Origin of the sequence: uncultured Maribacter sp., from assembly GCF_947500405.1 — a bacterium.
Lineage (GTDB): Bacteria > Bacteroidota > Bacteroidia > Flavobacteriales > Flavobacteriaceae > Maribacter_B.
This window is the reverse complement of record NZ_CANMRY010000001.1, coordinates 14,414-32,610: the sequence shown is the minus strand read 5'-3', so window position 1 is coordinate 32,610 and position 18,197 is coordinate 14,414. Positions and strand designations below refer to the sequence as shown.

Below are 18,197 nucleotides of genomic sequence, written 5' to 3'. Positions count from 1 at the left end.
TACATGTCAGACGTTACTGCAATAGAAAATTTAGTAAAAAAACACAAAGCCTTAAAGCAAGAAATTGCTAAAGTTATAGTTGGGCAGAATCAAGTAATAGATCAAATATTACTTTCTATTTACACAGGAGGACATTCTTTGTTAATAGGTGTTCCTGGTTTGGCAAAAACCTTAATGGTAAATACTATAGCCCAAACATTAGGTTTAAATTTTAAGCGTATACAGTTTACGCCAGATTTAATGCCAAGTGATATTTTAGGTAGCGAAGTCTTAGATCAAAACAGGAATTTTAAATTTATAAAAGGACCAATATTTTCTAATATTATATTGGCAGATGAAATCAATAGAACGCCACCTAAGACGCAAGCAGCTTTATTAGAAGCAATGCAAGAAAGAGCAGTTACTATTGCAGGAACACAGCATAAATTAGATTTACCGTATTTTGTATTAGCAACCCAAAACCCTATTGAGCAGGAAGGTACGTATCCTTTGCCAGAAGCGCAGTTAGACCGTTTTATGTTTGCAATAGAGTTAAAATACCCGTCTGTACAAGAAGAAATACAAGTAGTAAAAAATACCACATCAGATAGCAAAGCAGTAATAAATACTTTATTTAGTGCAGAAGAAATTATTGCAGTTCAAAAATTAATTAGAAGAATACCTGTTCCTGATAATGTAGTAGAATATGCAGTTAAGTTAGTAAATAAAACTAGGTCTAATTTAGATACTGCAGAAGATTTTGTAAAACAATATATAGATTGGGGAGCAGGGCCAAGAGCATCACAGAATTTAGTTTTAGCTGCAAAAGCGCATGCGGCAATTAATGGTAAATTTTCTCCAGATATAGAAGATGTTAAAGCCGTTTCCCTTGGGATTTTAAGACATAGAATTATAAAAAACTACAAAGCAGAGGCCGAAAATATCTCCGAAGAGACAATTATAAAACATTTGTGGTAGTGTCGTTACTGTATTTCAAACGTTTTCGTTAGCGATATTGTTAAAAAAAGCACTCAATAAATACGGAATTCGTTTTTTCATACCTATTTTTTTTGTTTTTCTTTAAAACAATAGTGAGGCAACTAGAATTTTTTCCAAAAACTTATAGATTTTAGTAATTTTACAAGATTGAATTTCCCTAAAATATTTTTGTTGGGAAGAGCGTTTTATGTGGATAGGGCTATATAGAGAAAATGCTTATAGCTAGATAAAATCACTTATTAAAATACAATACTAAACTAATTTCTTTTATGACTATTTATAAGGATTACATTGCGGAGATTGAAGAACGAAAAGGACAGGGGCTTCATCCAAAACCAATTGATGGCGCAGAATTATTAAGCGCAATTATTGACCAAATTAAAGATGTAGATAATGCGTATAGAGAAGATTCTCTTCACTTTTTTATCTATAATGTTTTACCTGGAACCACAAGTGCTGCAGGTGTAAAAGCTACCTTTTTAAAAGAAATTATTTTAGGAGAAGAAGTTGTAAAAGAAATTACACCTGATTTTGCTTTAGAGCAATTATCGCACATGAAAGGTGGGCCTTCCGTTGAAGTGTTGTTAGATTTAGCTTTAGGTGAAGATGCATCTATAGCAAAACAAGCAGCTGAGGTTTTAAAAACCCAGGTATTCCTATATGAAGCAGATACAGACCGTTTAGAAGACGCAATGAAAGCAGGAAGTGCTATTGCAAAAGAAATTATAGAAAGTTATGCGCAAGCAGAATTCTTTACAAAACTTCCAGAAGTAGAAGAAGAGATAGAAATCGTAACCTATATTGCTGGTGTTGGAGATATTTCTACAGATTTATTATCGCCAGGTGCCGATGCACACTCAAGATCAGACCGTGAATTACATGGTCAGTGTATGTTTGAGCATAATAAAGATATGCAAAATGAATTGTTAGCTTTAAAAGAGCAGCATCCAGATAAGCGCGTAATGTTAATCGCGGAAAAAGGAACCATGGGAGTGGGGTCTTCAAGAATGTCTGGAGTTAATAATGTAGCCTTATGGACAGGGGTTCCTTTTAGCAAATACGTGCCATTTATTAATTTTGCACCAGTTATTGCTGGAACAAATGGTATTGCTCCAATTTTCTTAACAACAGTTGGGGTAACTGGTGGTATTGGTATTGATCTTAAAAACTGGATAACTAAAAAGGATGCGGACGGTAAAACCGTTTATGATGCAGACGGAGAACCAGTTTTAGAACAAGTATATTCTGTAGAAACAGGTACAGTACTTACTATAAATACAAAAGAGAAAAAATTATACAAAGACGGTAAAGCCGTTAAAGATATTTCTACAGCATTAACACCTCCAAAAATGGAGTTTATTAAAGCAGGTGGTTCTTACGCCGTTGTTTTCGGTAAAAAATTACAAACTTTTGCGTGTAAAGCTTTAGGAATAGATGTTCCTCAAGTATACGCTGCGGCAAAAGAAGTTTCTATAGAAGGGCAAGGGTTAACTGCCGTTGAAAAAATATTCAACAAAAATGCAGTAGGAACCACACCAGGAAAAACATTACATGCTGGATCTAATGTTAGAGTAGAAGTTAATATTGTTGGTTCTCAGGATACTACAGGATTAATGACCTCTCAAGAGTTAGAGATGATGGCAGCAACTGTTATTTCACCAATTGTAGATGCAGGATACCAATCGGGTTGTCATACTGCTTCAGTTTGGGATGATAAGTCTAAAGCTAATATTCCAAGATTAATGTCATTTATGAATGATTTTGGATTAATTACAGGTCGTGATCCTAAGGGAAAATACTTTCCAATGACCGATGTTATTCATAAAGTATTAAACGATATAGCCGTAGATGATTGGGATGTAATTATCGGTGGAGATTCGCATACACGTATGGCAAAAGGTGTTGCTTTTGGAGCAGATTCTGGAACCGTTGCTTTAGCATTGGCAACAGGAGAGGCTACTATGCCAATTCCACAGTCTGTAAAAGTAACCTTTAAAGGAAATATGAAACCGTACATGGACTTCCGTGATGTGGTACATGCTACGCAAGAGCAGATGTTAAATCAGTTTGGCGGAGAGAATGTATTCCAAGGAAGAATCATTGAGGTACATATTGGTACCTTAACTTCAGATGAAGCCTTTACATTTACAGATTGGACGGCAGAGATGAAAGCAAAAGCATCTATCTGTATATCGGAAGATGCTACATTAGCAGAGTCCTTAGCAATTTCAAGAGATCGTATCCAAATTATGTTAGATAAGGGTATGGATAACGACAAGAAGGTATTACAAGGCTTAGTAGATAAAGCAAACAAGCGTATTTCAGAGTTAAAATCTGGTGAAAGACCAGCTTTAAAGCCAGATGCAGATGCACAGTACCATGCAGAAGTGGTAATTGACTTAGATAAGATTGTGGAGCCAATGATTGCGGATCCAGATGTAAATAACGAAGATGTATCTAAGCGTTATACACACGATAACATTCAACCATTATCTTTCTATGGAGGTACTAAGAAAGTAGATTTAGGATTTGTAGGATCTTGTATGATCCATAAAGGAGATATGAAGATTTTAGCGCAAATGCTAAAGAATGTAGAGGCACAACAAGGAAAAGTGGAGTTTAATGCACCTTTAGTAGTTGCACCACCAACCTATAACATTGTAGATGAGTTAAAAGAAGAAGGCGATTGGGAAATATTAGAAAAATACTCCGGTTTTGTATTCGATGATGACGCACCAAAAGGTTTAGCACGTACTAAATATGAAAATATGCTGTACTTAGAACGTCCAGGATGTAACCTTTGTATGGGTAACCAAGAAAAGGCTGAGCCAGGAGATACCGTAATGGCCACCTCTACACGTTTATTCCAAGGAAGAGTTGTGAGAGATGCAGCGGAGAAAAAAGGAGAATCTTTATTATCCTCCACACCAGTAGTAGTATTATCTACTATTTTAGGAAGAACACCTACTATGGAAGAGTACGAAGCTGCTGTAGAAGGTATTGTACTTACAAAGTTTAAACCTTCTCAAAAGCAATTAGTAAGTTAGTTTTAGGTTACGATTATAATATTTTAAAAAGTCCGAGTTTTTAAGCTCGGACTTTTTGTTTTTATATGTCATTTCAAGTTAATCTAAAGGATAAAGAATGAGTAGAATTGAAGTGTTTATAAGTTTGGATGTAACATGTTAATATCGAGCGTTTAAGCTGTTGCTTATCCTGTATTATAGGTTACGATTTGAGAAATGTAACTGCTAATCTGAACCTTTACGTTGAGTTGATTTTCCAATCACAAAAACGGATACTAAACTGACAACTGTTGCTCCAGCTATAATTCCACCAACTGTAGGTTCTCCTGTAGCAGCTAAAAACGTACCACATCCAATTCCGACTAAACCAATTATTAATCCGAATATTTGCCCTAATTTACTTTGGTTAGATTGACTAGTAATTACTTTACTTTCAATACTTACTCGATGAGTTTGTTGGGTTTCTGCCATTTTCATAATTCTATCAGCTCCATTCGGGATAACAGAATTATATTTTATTAAAGTATCTGCATCAGGTAAAGGGCCTGAATGGCTTTTATGTTGAATTGATACTATCGAAAAACTTTGTAGAATTTCCATTTTCTTTTTATGGGGAACTCCCTTAAAAATTTCTGGATTATAACTTGTTAAATCTTCCTCTATTACTTGAAGTTCTTCTGGAATTTCTTGCTGCGCTTTTTTTATAGCAGGCTTACTTTCAACTTTTCTGTTTTTAGACACAAGAAATTATTTTAAACAAAATTCTTGTTTATTCTCTTTTTCAAAATTACTTTTAGATTTTCTAATATCTTCTCCGATATTTTCCCAATCTGAGGTTAAAGCTTTTAGGTCTGCATCACCATCTGACTTTGAGTAATTATATTCAAAATAACTACCTGCTAAATTTAATATAGACCCCATTCCAACCAAAAAATTATTTTTAGGTAAGAGATAATCAGTCTTATATTTTATTTTTCTTTTTTTCATAGTTATTGTTATGAGATTTGATATCTAAATATAATAAAAAATATTTAATTTTAAATCGTTGACAAAAGTAATAATAAAAAAAATAGAGCCAACAATGTACGTAAAAATAGCTATTTCCGTGCCAAAATTAGTTTAATAGCACTTTTAAAACGTTAATTTAATTATAAAATTATATATGTATTTTTACGCTAATACTTCATTTTAAAAATTTAGTATAAGTTTTTTTTTGAATAAGAGAAAGAAAAGTATACGATATTAATGCAGTTAGGCTAAATCCAATACTTATTAAAAACCATAGGCGAAAGTCCAATGTGCCATCATCAAAGGCTCTAATAATAAGCAAAATAAATATCCAGATGCTGATAAGAAAGCCAACGATTAGGTGGTGCTTTACTGATGGATTTAATTTGTTTAATTCTTTTAATAGGTTAAATTCTGTTTTGAAATAATTTCATTAAACCAGATTGTCGCGGATAAAAAAGAACATTAATATTTTGTATCCAATGATATGCTAATTTCCTTATTTTTCGATAAAGTCAAGTAATCAATATAAGTTAAAAAGGATGAATTGTTTCTTAGTAAAAGCACTAAATTTTACTTTTTAATTCTTAATTATTGGGAGTAAATAACAATTGCTATTGTCCTTTTTTCTTCCCTAAAGACACCTTGTAGTCGTCTATAGTTCCTTTAATTTTTAAATTAAGGTATTTTGTTTTTTGGTTAGCATCTACTTTTACAATTTCATCTTCTTGTTGGAGACTACTAATAGTATCTTTCTTGCCTCCAAACAGTTTTTGCCAAGCGGCTTTTTTTACGGTTTTCCAAGGAATACGTATGGCGTAGTCTATGTTTTGATTATTATCATGCGTACCAGAAAGTTGCATATGCCCTAGAGTAGAAGCAATGGTCATTGCGGGAATGGTAATTTTTCCTTGCTGTATATTTAGGTTATTCTGCAAGGTGTCAAACCGAATATTTTGCAAGTTTTTATCCTCCATATAATCGGAAAGTGCTAGCATTGGGTTATAATTTTTTAATCTTCCGTTTAATACTTGTACATCCATATCTAAAGTAGATTGGTCTAAATCTGGCACCAAATCTGGATATACTCTAATTTTACCATTAATTCTAGAAGTAAGCTTTCCTTGTAAATTATCTGAAACGAGATGGTCTTGTCCAAAATTTTCAAACTTGAACAGCAATTTATCCAAATCCACATTATTTAAAACCAAATTGGGCTGCATATAAATATGTTTTGGATCACTGCCATTAAAATACCCTTTTAATTGAATACTTCCTCCTGCGGCATTCATATCTAATGTATCTACATAAAGGTAATGGTTAGGAGTAGTTCTTAAATCGGCTTTAATATTTTGTAAGTCTATTCTATGGTATATAAAATGAGTAATATCTGCCTTAAATTGCATATCTGTAAATGGCAACTCATATATGTTAAATGCATCTGCATGCTCTTTTACATCTTCAGTTTTTGAAGTAACAACTCCTGTTTGTTTTGGCGGACTTGCATCAAAATTAAAAAGGGCATCAAAATCTATATAATTTGCTTTTAGTGCTAAATAATTATCTCTTTTCTTTATTTGTGCATCCTTCCCTAAATAATAGTTTAAATCAAAATTAAAATTGGTAGTTCCTATTTCTCCATGAAAATCTTTTATAACTATATGTTCCTCTCCGTAATGTATATTTCCTTTAAAATCATGAAAACGAAGTGGGTGTAATTTCATTTTGGTATCTAGCTTATCTAAATCCAAATCTATAGAATGTAATGAGGAGTCTTTATAATGCATGCTAGACGCAAAATGCAATGCCAAATTGTTAAAGGTTTCATGTTGGTACTCTTTGGGAACGTAATTTTCTCCTTTATAAGAAAAGAGGTCTTCGAGTTTTAGTTTTTTAGCAGTAAGATTAATATCTAAATCTACCTCTCCGTTAAGCTCTGGTTGCATCCAAAAGCCATAATCATGTATGAGGCCGTTTAAATGAAAATCGCTATCATCTATATAACCTGTAAAATCTACTAACTGTAAGTCTTTCTCATCTATTAATATATCGGCATGAAAATCATGTAGTTTATGCGGATAATGTTTTAAGTCTGCATATAAACTATCTATAAAAAATTCTCCTTTAGGCAAATAAGTAGTTTCTGTACAATCTTTGGCAGAAGTTTTAAAAGAAAGCCCTAGACTTAAGTTTTTTATTTGTTCATCGATACCAGTTTGTATAGAATCCTTTTTTGAAAAACCAGTTAATTCGGAAACATCTATGGTGTTAGAGGCTATATCTAAATGCGCTTTTACTGGAATGTTGGTATGGTGTACTATGGCTGGTAAATTGGAAAGAAAACCACGTATAGATACATCGGTATTACCCATTAATAATTGAAACTTATGCAATGTTGCTTCCTTGCCATTCATTACTAAATGTACATTTAGATTCTGTAAGGGAGCTGGAAGCTCTTTAGAAGACAGACTCAAATCTTTTACCAATAATTCTGCAAAATAAGCTTGGTTCAGTTTTTCTAAGGCCTTTTCGGGATTATCTATGTCTATAATATCATGAAAATTCATTTTCAGGGATACTTGCCCAGAGGCATCTTGTACTTGTTGTAGGTTAAAAAAGTCTGTAACAAAATCGAGATTAAAATTTGAGTTTAGTTGCATGTCGATTTCAGGAGATTCAAAATTCTTTACAAAAAGAGACCCTTTAAATTCTCCCTTTTCTAAAGATGCAGTCATATCGGTTAAAGAAAATTCCATAGTACTGGTATTTCTATTTGCGCCATTTGTAAAATGGCCATGGAAACCCATATTATCTATTTTTTTTCTTTTTTGGGTATTCTCCAAAAAGGCTTTTCCTGCTCCAAAGTTGGCGTTTATAAAAGGTCGGTTTCCTTTGTTAGACGGTCCTTGAATAGTAGCATTAAAATAAATTTCACCAGCATTTTTGTACTTATCTAATATGGGTATTACATCTGTAGGAGCAAAAGCAATAAGCATATCAAAATTGGGCTTAGTTCCCTTTATAGAAAGGTTAAGGTCTACATCATTCTTTGTATCTATAGAGCCTTCTAGTTCAAAATCCCCATTCTCCATGACAATACCCGAAGGTTGTATGTTTAGAATGCCAGTGTATTCATTAAATGCCACATCGGTATGAATTTCAAAATGTTTTTTATGAATAAAAGTCGTATCTCCATCTTTTATCACATTTAATTCAAAATCGGTATCTATATGCCCTGCGATGATACTGTCTGTTTGACTAAAACCACCTACTCCAGTATAAATAAATTTTTCAACATCAGTATTGGTAGCTTCATCTAATGTGTGAATATCAAGATTTTTAAATTTTATTTTTTTTAAATGAATACTAGTAGATGGTGTTTCTGATTCTTGTGTGCTAGCTAAGGAATTTTGAATATTAGTAGTGTTATTTTCATGAATTACGACATTAAAAACGCCTTCTTCTAGTACTAAAGACTGAATATCATAATTTCCCTTTGCAATATCCCATAGATTAAAACCTACGAATATGTCTTTTACATTCATGATAATAGGCGCATTGTCTTTTTTTGTTTCCAAAATCTGTACATCATATACTTTTATAGAGACGTACGGAAAATTGCTAAAAAGAGATAATTTGCTTTTGCCAACTCTAATAAGCCCTTTGTGTTCTTTGTTTAGTTTGGTAATTTCTCCTTTAATAATTTCAGATTGATTACTCTGAATATATAGCATTAGGCTCCCTATTAATAGCATTGGAACTAAGATTAATGCTAGTAAAATTCGTTTCCAGAATTTTTTAATCTTCACAGTAGATATTTTTAGGGATTAGGAAAGGTCTGTATTACTAAGAATAACGAATTCGTGTCAAAAAAATTTTATTTCAAAGAGGATTTAGTTACTGGAGATGACCGTACGAATAGATTGTATATTTGCTTTATAGGAATGTGGTAATTTTTGTACCTTAGAGAAAACTTAAAAAGAAATTAAAAATAAAAATCTTATGGCATTTGATATTGACATGATTAAAGGAGTTTACTCAAATCTTAAAAATAGAGTAGATGCTGCAAAACAAGTAGTAGGTAAACCTTTAACTTTAGCAGAAAAGATTTTATATGCCCATTTATGGGATGGTAAAGCAAACAAAGCATTTGTAAGAGGGAAAGATTATGTAGATTTTGCGCCAGACCGTATTGCGTGTCAAGATGCAACGGCACAAATGGCACTATTACAATTTATGCAAGCGGGGAAGACTAAAGTTGCAGTACCAACCACAGTACATTGTGATCACTTAATACAAGCAAAAGACGGAGCTTCAGCAGATTTAAAATCAGCAAATACTACAAGTGCAGAAGTTTTTGATTTTTTAGAGTCGGTTTCTAATAAATACGGAATTGGTTTTTGGAAACCAGGAGCAGGTATTATTCATCAGGTAGTATTAGAAAATTATGCATTTCCAGGAGGAATGATGATTGGAACCGATTCGCACACTGTAAATGCTGGTGGTTTAGGAATGGTAGCTATTGGTGTTGGTGGTGCAGATGCTGTAGATGTTATGGCAGGAATGGCTTGGGAATTAAAGTTTCCTAAATTAATAGGAGTTAAGTTAACAGGAACAATTTCTGGTTGGACAGCTCCTAAAGATGTTATTTTAAAAGTAGCAGAAATTTTAACAGCAAAAGGAGGAACTGGAGCTATAGTAGAATATTTTGGCCCTGGGGCTATATCTTTATCTTGTACAGGAAAAGGAACTATTTGTAATATGGGTGCAGAAATAGGTGCTACAACATCCACTTTTGGGTATGACGCAGCTATGGAACGTTATCTAAGAGCTACGGATAGGGCAGATATTGCAGATGCAGCAAATGAGGTTAAGGAATACTTAACTGGTGATGCAGAAGTTTATGCAAATCCGAAGGACTATTTTGATGAGCTTATAGAAATTAATTTATCGGAATTAACACCATTATTAAATGGCCCTTTCACGCCAGATTTATCTACCAAAGTTGGTACAGATATGAATGTAAAGGCTACAGAGAATGATTGGCCTATAGCGGTAGAGTGGGGATTAATAGGTTCTTGTACTAACTCTTCTTATGAAGATTTGTCTAGAGCTTCATCCATAGCGCAACAAGCTATTGATAAAGGAATAAAAATGAAAGCAGAATTGGGAATAAACCCTGGTTCGGAACAAGTGCGTTATACTGCAGAGCGCGATGGTATTCTAGGAATATTTGAAAACCTAGATGCTAAAATTTTTACAAATGCCTGTGGACCATGTATTGGGCAATGGGCAAGATATAGTGATCCTAAGAATGCTCCTAAAAATAGTATTGTACACTCTTTTAATAGAAACTTTGCCAAGCGTGCAGATGGTAACCCAAATACACATGCTTTTGTAGCTTCTCCAGAAATTACTGCAGCTATTGCTATTGCTGGAAGATTAGATTTTAATCCAATTACAGATACCCTAATTAATAAAAACGGAGAAGAAGTAATGTTTGATGAACCAACAGGATGGGAATTACCACCAAAAGGGTTTGATGTAAAAGATGCAGGCTTTTTAGCTCCAGATGAAGATGGTTCTGGTGTTGTGGTTAAAGTATCTCCAGATTCTGAAAGATTGCAGTTGCTAGAGCCTTTTACTCCTATAAAAGATGAGAGTTTAATTGGAGCTAAATTATTAATAAAAGCTTTTGGTAAATGTACAACAGATCATATTTCTATGGCTGGGCCTTGGTTGCGTTTCCGTGGACATTTAGATAATATTTCTAATAACTGTTTAATAGGTGCTGTAAATGCTTTTGGTAAGAAAACTAATTTTGTAAAGAATCAATTAACAGGAGACTTTGGTGGTGTTCCAGATACGGCACGCGCATATAAAGCTGCAGGTATAAGAAGTATTGTAGTTGGAGACCATAATTACGGAGAAGGTTCTTCTCGTGAGCATGCAGCAATGGAGCCTAGGCATTTAGGGGTTGCAGCAGTTATTGTAAAATCTTTTGCTCGTATTCATGAGACCAACCTTAAAAAACAAGGTATGTTAGGATTAACGTTTGCAAATGAGAATGATTATGATGTAATTCAAGAAGATGATACGTTTAATTTTATAGATATTTCTGAGTTTGCTCCGGATAAGCAATTAACAATTGAAATTGTTCATGCAAACGGAAGTAAAGATGTTATTATGGCTAACCATACCTATAATGATGCGCAAATAGAGTGGTACAGAAAAGGTTCTGCTTTAAATGTTATAAAAATGGAAAACGCTAGCTAATTGCTAGTTATAAATATTTAATAAAAAACTCCTGATTTTCTTCAGGAGTTTTTTAGTTTTGGAGTATATATGAGTAAAAAAACATTAGTAAACGTAGTATTAATAGTTGCAGTAGCCTCTTTTTTTGTTACCCCAGTGGGTTATTATGGTAAGGTGTGGTTAAATAAAATATTTGCTAAAACACCAACTGTTATTGCAGTAGAGAATAGAGAAAAAATTAAAGATTATGAATGGGAATTAAAAGACCCTAATTGGAATGTTTTTAATTTTAATAAATCTAAAGGGAAAGTTGTTTTTGTTAATTTTTGGGCTTCGTGGCGTTTGCCTTGTGCAGCAGAGTTACAAGAAATTCAAGAAGTATATAATAAATATAAGGATACAGTAGATTTTTATATTATAACCAATGAGGAAAGGGCGCCAGTGGAAGAATTTATGATAAAAAATAAATTTACTTTTCCTGTAACCTATCTATTTATAGGAAAAAAATCGCCATTAGAAATTTTAGAGGCACCAGCATCTTATCTTTTAAATAAAAAAGGAGAGGTTGTTATTAAAGAATTAGATATTGCAGATTGGGATAATAATACAATAGATACTTTGTTGCAAGATTTGATAAAGGAGTAAGATGAAAATAAACAAGAAACTAATTGGTAATATACTGTTTGTTGCGCTACTAGTTATATTGTTATTTACTCCCTTAGGTTTTTCTATTAAAGTATATGTAAATAGAATAATTTCTTTTAGTCCTTCTATGGTGAATGAAGAAGAGCGGGTTATAATTAAGGATTATAATTGGCAGTTACGTACTTCTAAATTGGAACACATAAACTTAAGAGAAACAAAGGGTAAGGTAGTATTAATAAATGTTTGGGCTACTTGGTGCCCTCCTTGCGTTGCAGAAATGCCAAGTTTACAAGAATTATATGCAACCTATAATAAAGATGTTGTATTCTTATTTATAGCACAAGATGCCCCTGAAAAAGTAAATGCTTATCTTCAAGAAAATCATTTTACTTTTCCTGTGTATTACGAGTATTCTAAAGCACCAGAGGCTTTTTCATCTAATAGTATACCAACAACCTATATAGTTAATAAGAAAGGAGAAATTGTAGTAGTCAAAACGGGTGCCGCAGATTGGAATAGTGATAAAACCAGAAAATTAATAGATGGACTTATTGTTGCGGAATAAAAAACGCTTTTATACATAGTAAAAAAGCGTTTTGTGCCCACGACTGGAGTCGAACCAGCACGTCCATAAGAACACTACCCCCTCAAGGTAGCACGTCTACCAATTCCGCCACGTGGGCAATATAATAAAGCGCAAATATATAAAGCTAGTGGGGAACTAAAAATTAATTTAGAGTTTTGTTTCTATGAAGTTAAAAGGTTTTCTTTTAAGATAATATCTATAGGAATATTGTAGTTTGTTTTTAAAGTTTCTTGCTTAGCAATATGGTTAAATAAGTTTTTAATGGCCATATATCCTTGCAATTCAGGTTGCTGATTAATTAGGAAGCTTATTTCTTCATTTTTTAAGCAGTTAATATTTTTGTCATTCAAATCAAACCCAATTATTTGCGTATTTGTAATACCTTCTTTGTTTAATGCTTTTACAATAATATGAGATTTAGAATTTGTTACGAAAATCCCTTTTAGAGACTTAGTTTTTAACCATGTAATTAAATCAGGACATAAATTAAAGTCTTTTTTAAAGATATAAGATTTAGAAAGTATTTCTTTTTTGTACTGTACACTTTTTATAAACTCTTTAAAACCATCCTCTCTTTGTAAGTTGTTAACTAAAGTTCCTTTGTCGTTTTGTTTATTTATAACAAGGTATTCCCCATCTGCACCAACAAGGCCATAAAGTAATCTTCCGGCAACTTTACCTGCTTGATGAGAGTTTTGCCTAATAAAGTGAGCATTTTTTTCTAAGTCTATTTCGGTATCTAAAAAAACAACGGTAGTTTTTTTTTTAGCAGCTTTTTGTAATAGAGTATTACTTTCTTTTTTAAAAAAAGGAACTGTAATAATAGCGTTATATTCTTTCAAAAAAATAAATTCTATACTTTTTGTATACGTATTAGAATCTGTGAAATATAAAAAGTCTACAGCAACCCCCATTTCTTTTAATTCATTAACGGCATTATTTATGCCTTGAATAGGTAGTTTCCAATAATTCCATTCTTTTTTGGTCTCAGGCAATAACACAGCAAATTTTATCTTTTTTATAGAAGCTAGCTTAAGCCTGCTAGCAGTAGTGTTTTTTGTATATCCGGTTTCTTCTATAATTTTAAGAATCTTTGCTTTTGTTTCTTTAGAAACACCTGGCCTTTTATGAATAACACGGTCTACTGTACCAATAGATACATTTGCGAGTTTTGCAATTTGTTTTATTCCCATGTTTTAAGCAAATGACTAATTTATAATTGTAAAAATAGGATTTAAAAAAGAAAATTTCATTTATTAAAGCAGTATAAGTTTATTCGCGTGCATTATTATTAATCAGAATATTCTATTATTTAGGGATAATGCTTAAAAAAACCACGAGTAAAATCTTTTATCACAAAATTTTTACATGTAATTTTTTGACAAAAAAGGAACTTATTTTGTTCTGTTTAGGTGTAGTTACTATTTAATTTTTCTGAAGTATATAAAAAAAATAAGTTTATTTAGTGACCTGGCTGGGGCTCGAACCCAGGACCCTCTCCTTAAAAGGGAGATGCTCTACCAACTGAGCTACCAGGTCAAAATTATGAAGAACTTATGTGATTTTTATAATAATAAACAGAGCACATATTTAAATTAAAAAACCTCTTTAAATAAAGAGGTTTTTAAGTATCTGTGACCTGGCTGGGGCTCGAACCCAGGACCCTCTCCTTAAAAGGGAGATGCTCTACCAACTGAGCTACCAGGTCAAAATATAAAGAACTAAAATCCTTATTGCGGGTGCAAATATAGTACGTTTAATTAATTTAGCAAGGAGATTTTAAAGAAATTTTAAAATTCTTTGAAATGGTTATTAATTAGCTGAATTTTGTAAAAAAAAATACTGTATGAAAATTGTTTTAGTAGGCTATATGGGGAGTGGTAAAACTACTGTTGGTAAGTTACTTGCGAAAAATATGAACCTTTCTTTTTTAGATTTAGATGATTATATTGAAGATTCAGAAAAAAAAACAATCCCTGATATTTTTAAAGAAAAAGGGGAGATTTATTTTAGAAAAAAAGAACTTTATTATTTAGAAGAAATTTTAAATAAAGAAAAAAATATAGTTCTTTCTACGGGAGGAGGTACTCCTTGTTATGGTGTAAACATGAGCACAATACTTTCTGCAACTAAAAATGTATTTTATATAAAGGTGGGGATTAATGAGTTAGTAAAACGCCTTTCTTTAGAGAAAGAGCATAGACCGCTAATTAAAAATATTAAGGATGAGGAAATGCCAGAATTTATTGGAAAGCATATGTTCGAAAGGAGTTTCTTTTATTCCAAAGCCCATAATACCTTAAATACAGATACTAGAACTCCAGAAGAAACAGTAGAAACTATTAAGCAATTATTAGTCTAAAAAAACACTATCATTATTAGCTTCTAGAGTAACATTTACATGTTCTTGTAAAGAGGTAGACAAAGAAATTCCTTTATAGTCTGCCTTTACAGGATATTTTTTGTGGTTCCTATTCACTAAAACTGCTGTTTTTAACTGTTTTAAAGGGGTTTTTAAAAAATGGTGTACACCATAAATTAAAGTTGTTCCAGAATTTAAAACATCATCTACTAATACAACAGATTTGTTTAGGTATTTATTCTCTGGTATAGAAGTAGTTACACCACTTTTTAAAGGATCAGTTTTGTCCATCATAACTTTGCATAAAGTAATTTCTGCATCTGTTATTTTTCGTAGTATAGTTTGAATTTTTTTTGCAAACTTTAGACCAACACCATCAATACCAGCAATAATTATTTCTTTTTCATCAACATTTGCCTCAAAAATTTGATAAGAAATACGCTTTATTTTATGTTGTATTTGTTTATGAGATAGTATTGTGTTTTTCATAGTCCGCTATAATTTACTTCTCAAAGATAAAAAAGAGTTCTTTACCTGCTCTAGGTAAAATAGAATTTGATGCTTTTTCGAGTATTTTTATTGTAAAATCATTGTCAAATAAGGTTACATATTCATTTTTACTACCGCCAAATGGAGGCCCTTTTTCTGTTTTTGGAAAGTTGAAAAGAAGCCCGACTAATTTACCTTTTTTAGCTAATAAACTATGCATTTTTGAAACATAATTTGGACGCAATTTAGGAGAAATTGCACAAAAAAAAGTTTGTTCTAAAATTAAATCAAATCCGCTTAATTCTAGATTAAAAAAATCTTCTTGAATTAATCTTTCTATTGGGAAACAGGGAGCTTTTTTAAGGATTAAATCTAACGGTTGCTTAGCTATATCTACAACAAAAACGTTTTTAAAACCTTGTTCATGTAAATAAATAGGCTCATATCCTTTTCCTGCTCCAGGAATTAATATTTTTATATTCTTATTTTTTAATTGGTCTATATAAGTTTTTAATGGTGTAGAAATATAACCTATATCCCAACCAGTATCTTTGTTTTCATATTTATTCTCCCAAAATTCTTTATTCAGATTCATCTAAGTAATCTTCAATTTCTCTTCTATCTTTTTTGGTAGGCCTTCCTGTCCCTTTTTTTCTATAATAATCTTTTGCATGTTGTAAGAGTTCATCATGAGCAAAGGCTTCTTTGGGGGTAGTGTCTTTTCTGTAAATGTCTACTAACTTGGCACCAACCCTGCTTTTAGGAGTATCTAAAACTACTAATTCATAGTTTATTTGCTCTTTGCGTACAATTAATTTATCCATAGGGTATACTTCTCTAGATGGTTTTACTACTTGTCCATTTACTTTTACATGCCCTTTCTTACAAGCAGTAGTAGCAATATTTCTAGTTTTATAGTATCGGATACTCCATAAGTATTTGTCTACTCGCATTTTTGAATTAAAATTCTTTATTAACGTACTCTACAAAAATAAGGGAAAATTGTATCTTCGGCATTTAAATTATTTTTTAATGAAAATGAATAAGTTTTTAACACTAGTAGTAATAGTTATTATTGCTTTGTCTTGTAATAATGATGATAATGGTAATAATGTTGATCCTCCTAGATTACTAAGCGAAGTAGCCATTGAAGACGATGCGGAAATTTTAGAATACTTAAAGACACACTTTTATAACTATGAGGAATTTGAGAATAAACCCGATGGTTTTGATTACCAAATAAAAATTGGAGTAATAGAAGGGGATAACGCTGATAAAACTTCGTTATTTGATTCTCCAGAATTGAAGAGTGAAACTATTAAGGTTAGTTCGGAGGATTTTAATTTACCTGGAAATGAAATAGACATTGAGCATACGTTGTATTATATAGTTGCTAATAAAGGGGATGGAGATCAAGGTGTGCAACCAACTGCTATGGATTCTACTTTTGTAACATATGAAGGAAGACGTATAGACAACACTATTTTTGATAGTGCAGATGCACCAGTTTGGTTTGATATGGTTACAACTGTAAGTGGTTTTGGTAAAGGTGTTGCAGGTTTAAAAGCAGGTGGCGAGGTAGAAGAGAACGGAGATGGGACTTTTACTATTCTAGATCCAGGAGTAGGATTAATATTTATGCCATCTGGGTTGGCTTATTTTGCAGGAACACGACCTGGAGTTGCTTACGCACCAATAATTTTTAAAGTTAATTTATTTCGTGTAGAAGAATCTGACCATGATAGAGATGGAGTCCCAACATGGAAAGAAGATATTAATAAAGATGGCAATCCAAGAAATGATGATACCGATGAAGATGGAGGAGCAGACTATTTAGATACCGATGATGACGGAGATTTTACACCAACAAACGAGGAAATAAGAAATGAGGCGGGTGAGGTTACAAGTCCAGATTCTTACCCAGGAACAGAAAATGGTGGTACAGCAGATTATTTAAATCCTGATGTGAATTAATTAACGCAAATATTAAATTAAAAGCCAGAAAGTAATTTACTTTCTGGCTTTTTTGTTACTATAGCTACGCACTATTTTTTATTATAATTTAATAGATAAATTAAGAATTATTTGATCCGGTCTTACATCTATTCTACTAGCTTGTAATGTAGTAATATTTGTATTAATAAAACTAGCTTCATTACTACTTAAGCCTCTTTCATACCTCACATCTATCCCTAGTTTTCCTAAATTTACTCCTGCACCAATATGTAAACCAACAGAAAAATCATTTTCTACATCATTTATGGTAATACCATCAAAATCAGTATTTAATATATATTGAAAAGCAGGTCCTGCAAAAATATGTAAAGGACCAATTATTTTTGCGCCAACAAGAACTGGGGCATCTAGCTTACTCATGTTAAACTTGTCCCCATCATAATCAGACTTTGTTCTGGTGTATAATAATTCAGGTCTTACATAAAAGCGCTCTCCAACTTTACCATAAACACCAATATGATACCCTATGTTTCTATCAGGATTTTCAGCTGCATTAGAGGCAGATTCAAAATAATCACCATTAGCACTATAATTAAGTCCGCCAGTTATACCAAAACCAGCTTCTTTTTGAGAAAATGCAGAAATGCTAAACAAAGCACATACTGCTACTAAAAGAATTTTTTTCATAATTTCATTTTTTACAATTCAACAGCAGCAATAATGATACCATTGTTATTTTTCGTCTCTACTAGCAGAACGCAAGGCATTACTCTTTATTGTTAAGATAAAAAGGAGCAAAAATATTTAACATTTTAAAATAACAAATTAACGGTACTAGATTTAATCTTTATCCTTTTCTTAAGTTTTTTATGCGCTATAGTTGATTATATTT

General features: G+C 32.2%; 15 protein-coding genes and 3 tRNA genes. 7 read left to right on the top strand and 11 right to left on the bottom strand.

The genetic code is table 11. The features are described from left to right. The first annotated feature begins 3 nt into the window (after positions 1–3). Entirely contained in the window at positions 4–957 is a 954-nt protein-coding gene (locus tag Q0945_RS00160; RefSeq protein ID WP_299429570.1) for a MoxR family ATPase, read from the top strand. Positions 958–1,247: 290 nt separating this feature from the next. Continuing rightward, on the top strand, positions 1,248–4,025 hold the full coding sequence (locus Q0945_RS00155) for a bifunctional aconitate hydratase 2/2-methylisocitrate dehydratase (protein WP_299429568.1): 2,778 nt from the start codon (positions 1,248–1,250) through the stop codon (positions 4,023–4,025). Positions 4,026–4,229: 204 nt separating this feature from the next. Here the strand turns inward: Q0945_RS00155 and Q0945_RS00150 are convergent, their stop codons facing one another. The 3 genes from Q0945_RS00150 to Q0945_RS00140 all read right to left on the bottom strand — a co-directional run bounded on the left by Q0945_RS00150 (position 4,230) and on the right by Q0945_RS00140 (position 8,821). Then, positions 4,230–4,745, bottom strand: coding sequence for a DUF2335 domain-containing protein (locus tag Q0945_RS00150; protein ID WP_299429566.1), 516 nt, complete (start codon positions 4,743–4,745; stop codon positions 4,230–4,232). A 6-nt stretch (positions 4,746–4,751) separates the two neighbouring features. Continuing rightward, entirely contained in the window at positions 4,752–4,991 is a 240-nt protein-coding gene (locus Q0945_RS00145; RefSeq protein ID WP_299429564.1) for a hypothetical protein, read from the bottom strand. A 635-nt stretch (positions 4,992–5,626) separates the two neighbouring features. Then, the gene (locus tag Q0945_RS00140) at positions 5,627–8,821 is read right to left on the bottom strand and encodes an AsmA-like C-terminal region-containing protein (protein ID WP_299429562.1); all 3,195 of its coding nucleotides are present in this window, start codon (positions 8,819–8,821) and stop codon (positions 5,627–5,629) included. Between the two features lie 193 nt (positions 8,822–9,014). On the opposite strand from Q0945_RS00140, the gene Q0945_RS00135 reads away from it, so the two are divergent. From Q0945_RS00135 to Q0945_RS00125, 3 genes are all read left to right on the top strand, one after another. Further along, complete coding sequence (locus Q0945_RS00135; protein ID WP_299429560.1) at positions 9,015–11,288, top strand: aconitate hydratase; 2,274 nt, start codon at positions 9,015–9,017, stop codon at positions 11,286–11,288. 69 nt (positions 11,289–11,357) lie between these two features. Further along, the gene (locus Q0945_RS00130) at positions 11,358–11,912 is read left to right on the top strand and encodes a TlpA disulfide reductase family protein (protein ID WP_299429557.1); all 555 of its coding nucleotides are present in this window, start codon (positions 11,358–11,360) and stop codon (positions 11,910–11,912) included. A gap of 1 nt (position 11,913) precedes the next feature. Continuing rightward, entirely contained in the window at positions 11,914–12,477 is a 564-nt protein-coding gene (locus tag Q0945_RS00125) for a TlpA disulfide reductase family protein (protein ID WP_299429555.1), read from the top strand. Between the two features lie 34 nt (positions 12,478–12,511). On the opposite strand, the gene Q0945_RS00120 is transcribed toward Q0945_RS00125, so the two are convergent. The 4 genes from Q0945_RS00120 to Q0945_RS00105 form a co-directional block, all read right to left on the bottom strand. Then, positions 12,512–12,595: transfer RNA gene (locus Q0945_RS00120), tRNA-Leu, on the bottom strand. A 64-nt stretch (positions 12,596–12,659) separates the two neighbouring features. Continuing rightward, complete coding sequence (locus tag Q0945_RS00115; protein ID WP_299429553.1) at positions 12,660–13,691, bottom strand: LacI family DNA-binding transcriptional regulator; 1,032 nt, start codon at positions 13,689–13,691, stop codon at positions 12,660–12,662. A gap of 273 nt (positions 13,692–13,964) precedes the next feature. Next, positions 13,965–14,037: transfer RNA gene (locus Q0945_RS00110), tRNA-Lys, on the bottom strand. Positions 14,038–14,133: 96 nt separating this feature from the next. Further along, a tRNA-Lys gene (locus Q0945_RS00105) sits at positions 14,134–14,206 on the bottom strand. A 138-nt stretch (positions 14,207–14,344) separates the two neighbouring features. Between Q0945_RS00105 and Q0945_RS00100 the strand changes: the two genes are divergently transcribed. Then, positions 14,345–14,860 carry a shikimate kinase gene (locus Q0945_RS00100; protein ID WP_299429551.1) on the top strand — a complete coding sequence of 172 codons (516 nt, stop codon included), beginning with the start codon at positions 14,345–14,347 and terminating at the stop codon, positions 14,858–14,860. Here the strand turns inward: Q0945_RS00100 and Q0945_RS00095 are convergent. From Q0945_RS00095 to Q0945_RS00085, 3 genes are read right to left on the bottom strand one after another with little or no spacing between them, the layout of a single operon-like run. Beyond that, positions 14,852–15,349, bottom strand: a complete 498-nt coding sequence (locus Q0945_RS00095; RefSeq protein WP_299429549.1) for a phosphoribosyltransferase family protein — start codon at positions 15,347–15,349, stop codon at positions 14,852–14,854. The two genes, Q0945_RS00100 and Q0945_RS00095, sit on opposite strands and share 9 nt — an antisense overlap. Positions 15,350–15,362: 13 nt before the next feature. Further along, positions 15,363–15,944, bottom strand: a complete 582-nt coding sequence (locus Q0945_RS00090) for a methyltransferase domain-containing protein (protein ID WP_299429547.1) — start codon at positions 15,942–15,944, stop codon at positions 15,363–15,365. Beyond that, the gene (locus Q0945_RS00085; RefSeq protein ID WP_299429545.1) at positions 15,931–16,302 is read right to left on the bottom strand and encodes a S4 domain-containing protein; all 372 of its coding nucleotides are present in this window, start codon (positions 16,300–16,302) and stop codon (positions 15,931–15,933) included. Before Q0945_RS00085 ends, Q0945_RS00090 begins: the two co-directional genes overlap by 14 nt. Before the next feature lie 79 nt (positions 16,303–16,381). On the opposite strand from Q0945_RS00085, the gene Q0945_RS00080 reads away from it, so the two are divergent. Next, a complete protein-coding gene (locus tag Q0945_RS00080; protein WP_299429543.1) occupies positions 16,382–17,323 on the top strand; it encodes a hypothetical protein in 942 nt (313 codons plus the stop codon). Positions 17,324–17,404: 81 nt separating this feature from the next. Here Q0945_RS00080 and Q0945_RS00075 read toward each other — a convergent pair whose 3' ends face one another. Further along, complete coding sequence (locus Q0945_RS00075) at positions 17,405–17,992, bottom strand: porin family protein (protein WP_299429540.1); 588 nt, start codon at positions 17,990–17,992, stop codon at positions 17,405–17,407. Between the last annotated feature and the right edge of the window lie 205 nt (positions 17,993–18,197).

What these genes read in the sequence shown, in the direction of transcription:
- Q0945_RS00160 (WP_299429570.1), top strand. Translation starts at nt 4, where the DNA reads ATGTCAGACGTTACTGCAATAGAAAATTTAGTAAAAAAACACAAAGCC.
- Q0945_RS00155 (WP_299429568.1), top strand. Translation starts at nt 1,248, where the DNA reads ATGACTATTTATAAGGATTACATTGCGGAGATTGAAGAACGAAAAGGA.
- Q0945_RS00145 (WP_299429564.1), bottom strand. Translation starts at nt 4,991, where the DNA reads ATGAAAAAAAGAAAAATAAAATATAAGACTGATTATCTCTTACCTAAA.
- Q0945_RS00135 (WP_299429560.1), top strand. Translation starts at nt 9,015, where the DNA reads ATGGCATTTGATATTGACATGATTAAAGGAGTTTACTCAAATCTTAAA.
- Q0945_RS00130 (WP_299429557.1), top strand. Translation starts at nt 11,358, where the DNA reads ATGAGTAAAAAAACATTAGTAAACGTAGTATTAATAGTTGCAGTAGCC.
- Q0945_RS00125 (WP_299429555.1), top strand. Translation starts at nt 11,914, where the DNA reads ATGAAAATAAACAAGAAACTAATTGGTAATATACTGTTTGTTGCGCTA.
- Q0945_RS00115 (WP_299429553.1), bottom strand. Translation starts at nt 13,691, where the DNA reads ATGGGAATAAAACAAATTGCAAAACTCGCAAATGTATCTATTGGTACA.
- Q0945_RS00100 (WP_299429551.1), top strand. Translation starts at nt 14,345, where the DNA reads ATGAAAATTGTTTTAGTAGGCTATATGGGGAGTGGTAAAACTACTGTT.
- Q0945_RS00095 (WP_299429549.1), bottom strand. Translation starts at nt 15,349, where the DNA reads ATGAAAAACACAATACTATCTCATAAACAAATACAACATAAAATAAAG.
- Q0945_RS00090 (WP_299429547.1), bottom strand. Translation starts at nt 15,944, where the DNA reads ATGAATCTGAATAAAGAATTTTGGGAGAATAAATATGAAAACAAAGAT.
- Q0945_RS00085 (WP_299429545.1), bottom strand. Translation starts at nt 16,302, where the DNA reads ATGCGAGTAGACAAATACTTATGGAGTATCCGATACTATAAAACTAGA.
- Q0945_RS00080 (WP_299429543.1), top strand. Translation starts at nt 16,382, where the DNA reads ATGAAAATGAATAAGTTTTTAACACTAGTAGTAATAGTTATTATTGCT.
- Q0945_RS00075 (WP_299429540.1), bottom strand. Translation starts at nt 17,992, where the DNA reads ATGAAAAAAATTCTTTTAGTAGCAGTATGTGCTTTGTTTAGCATTTCT.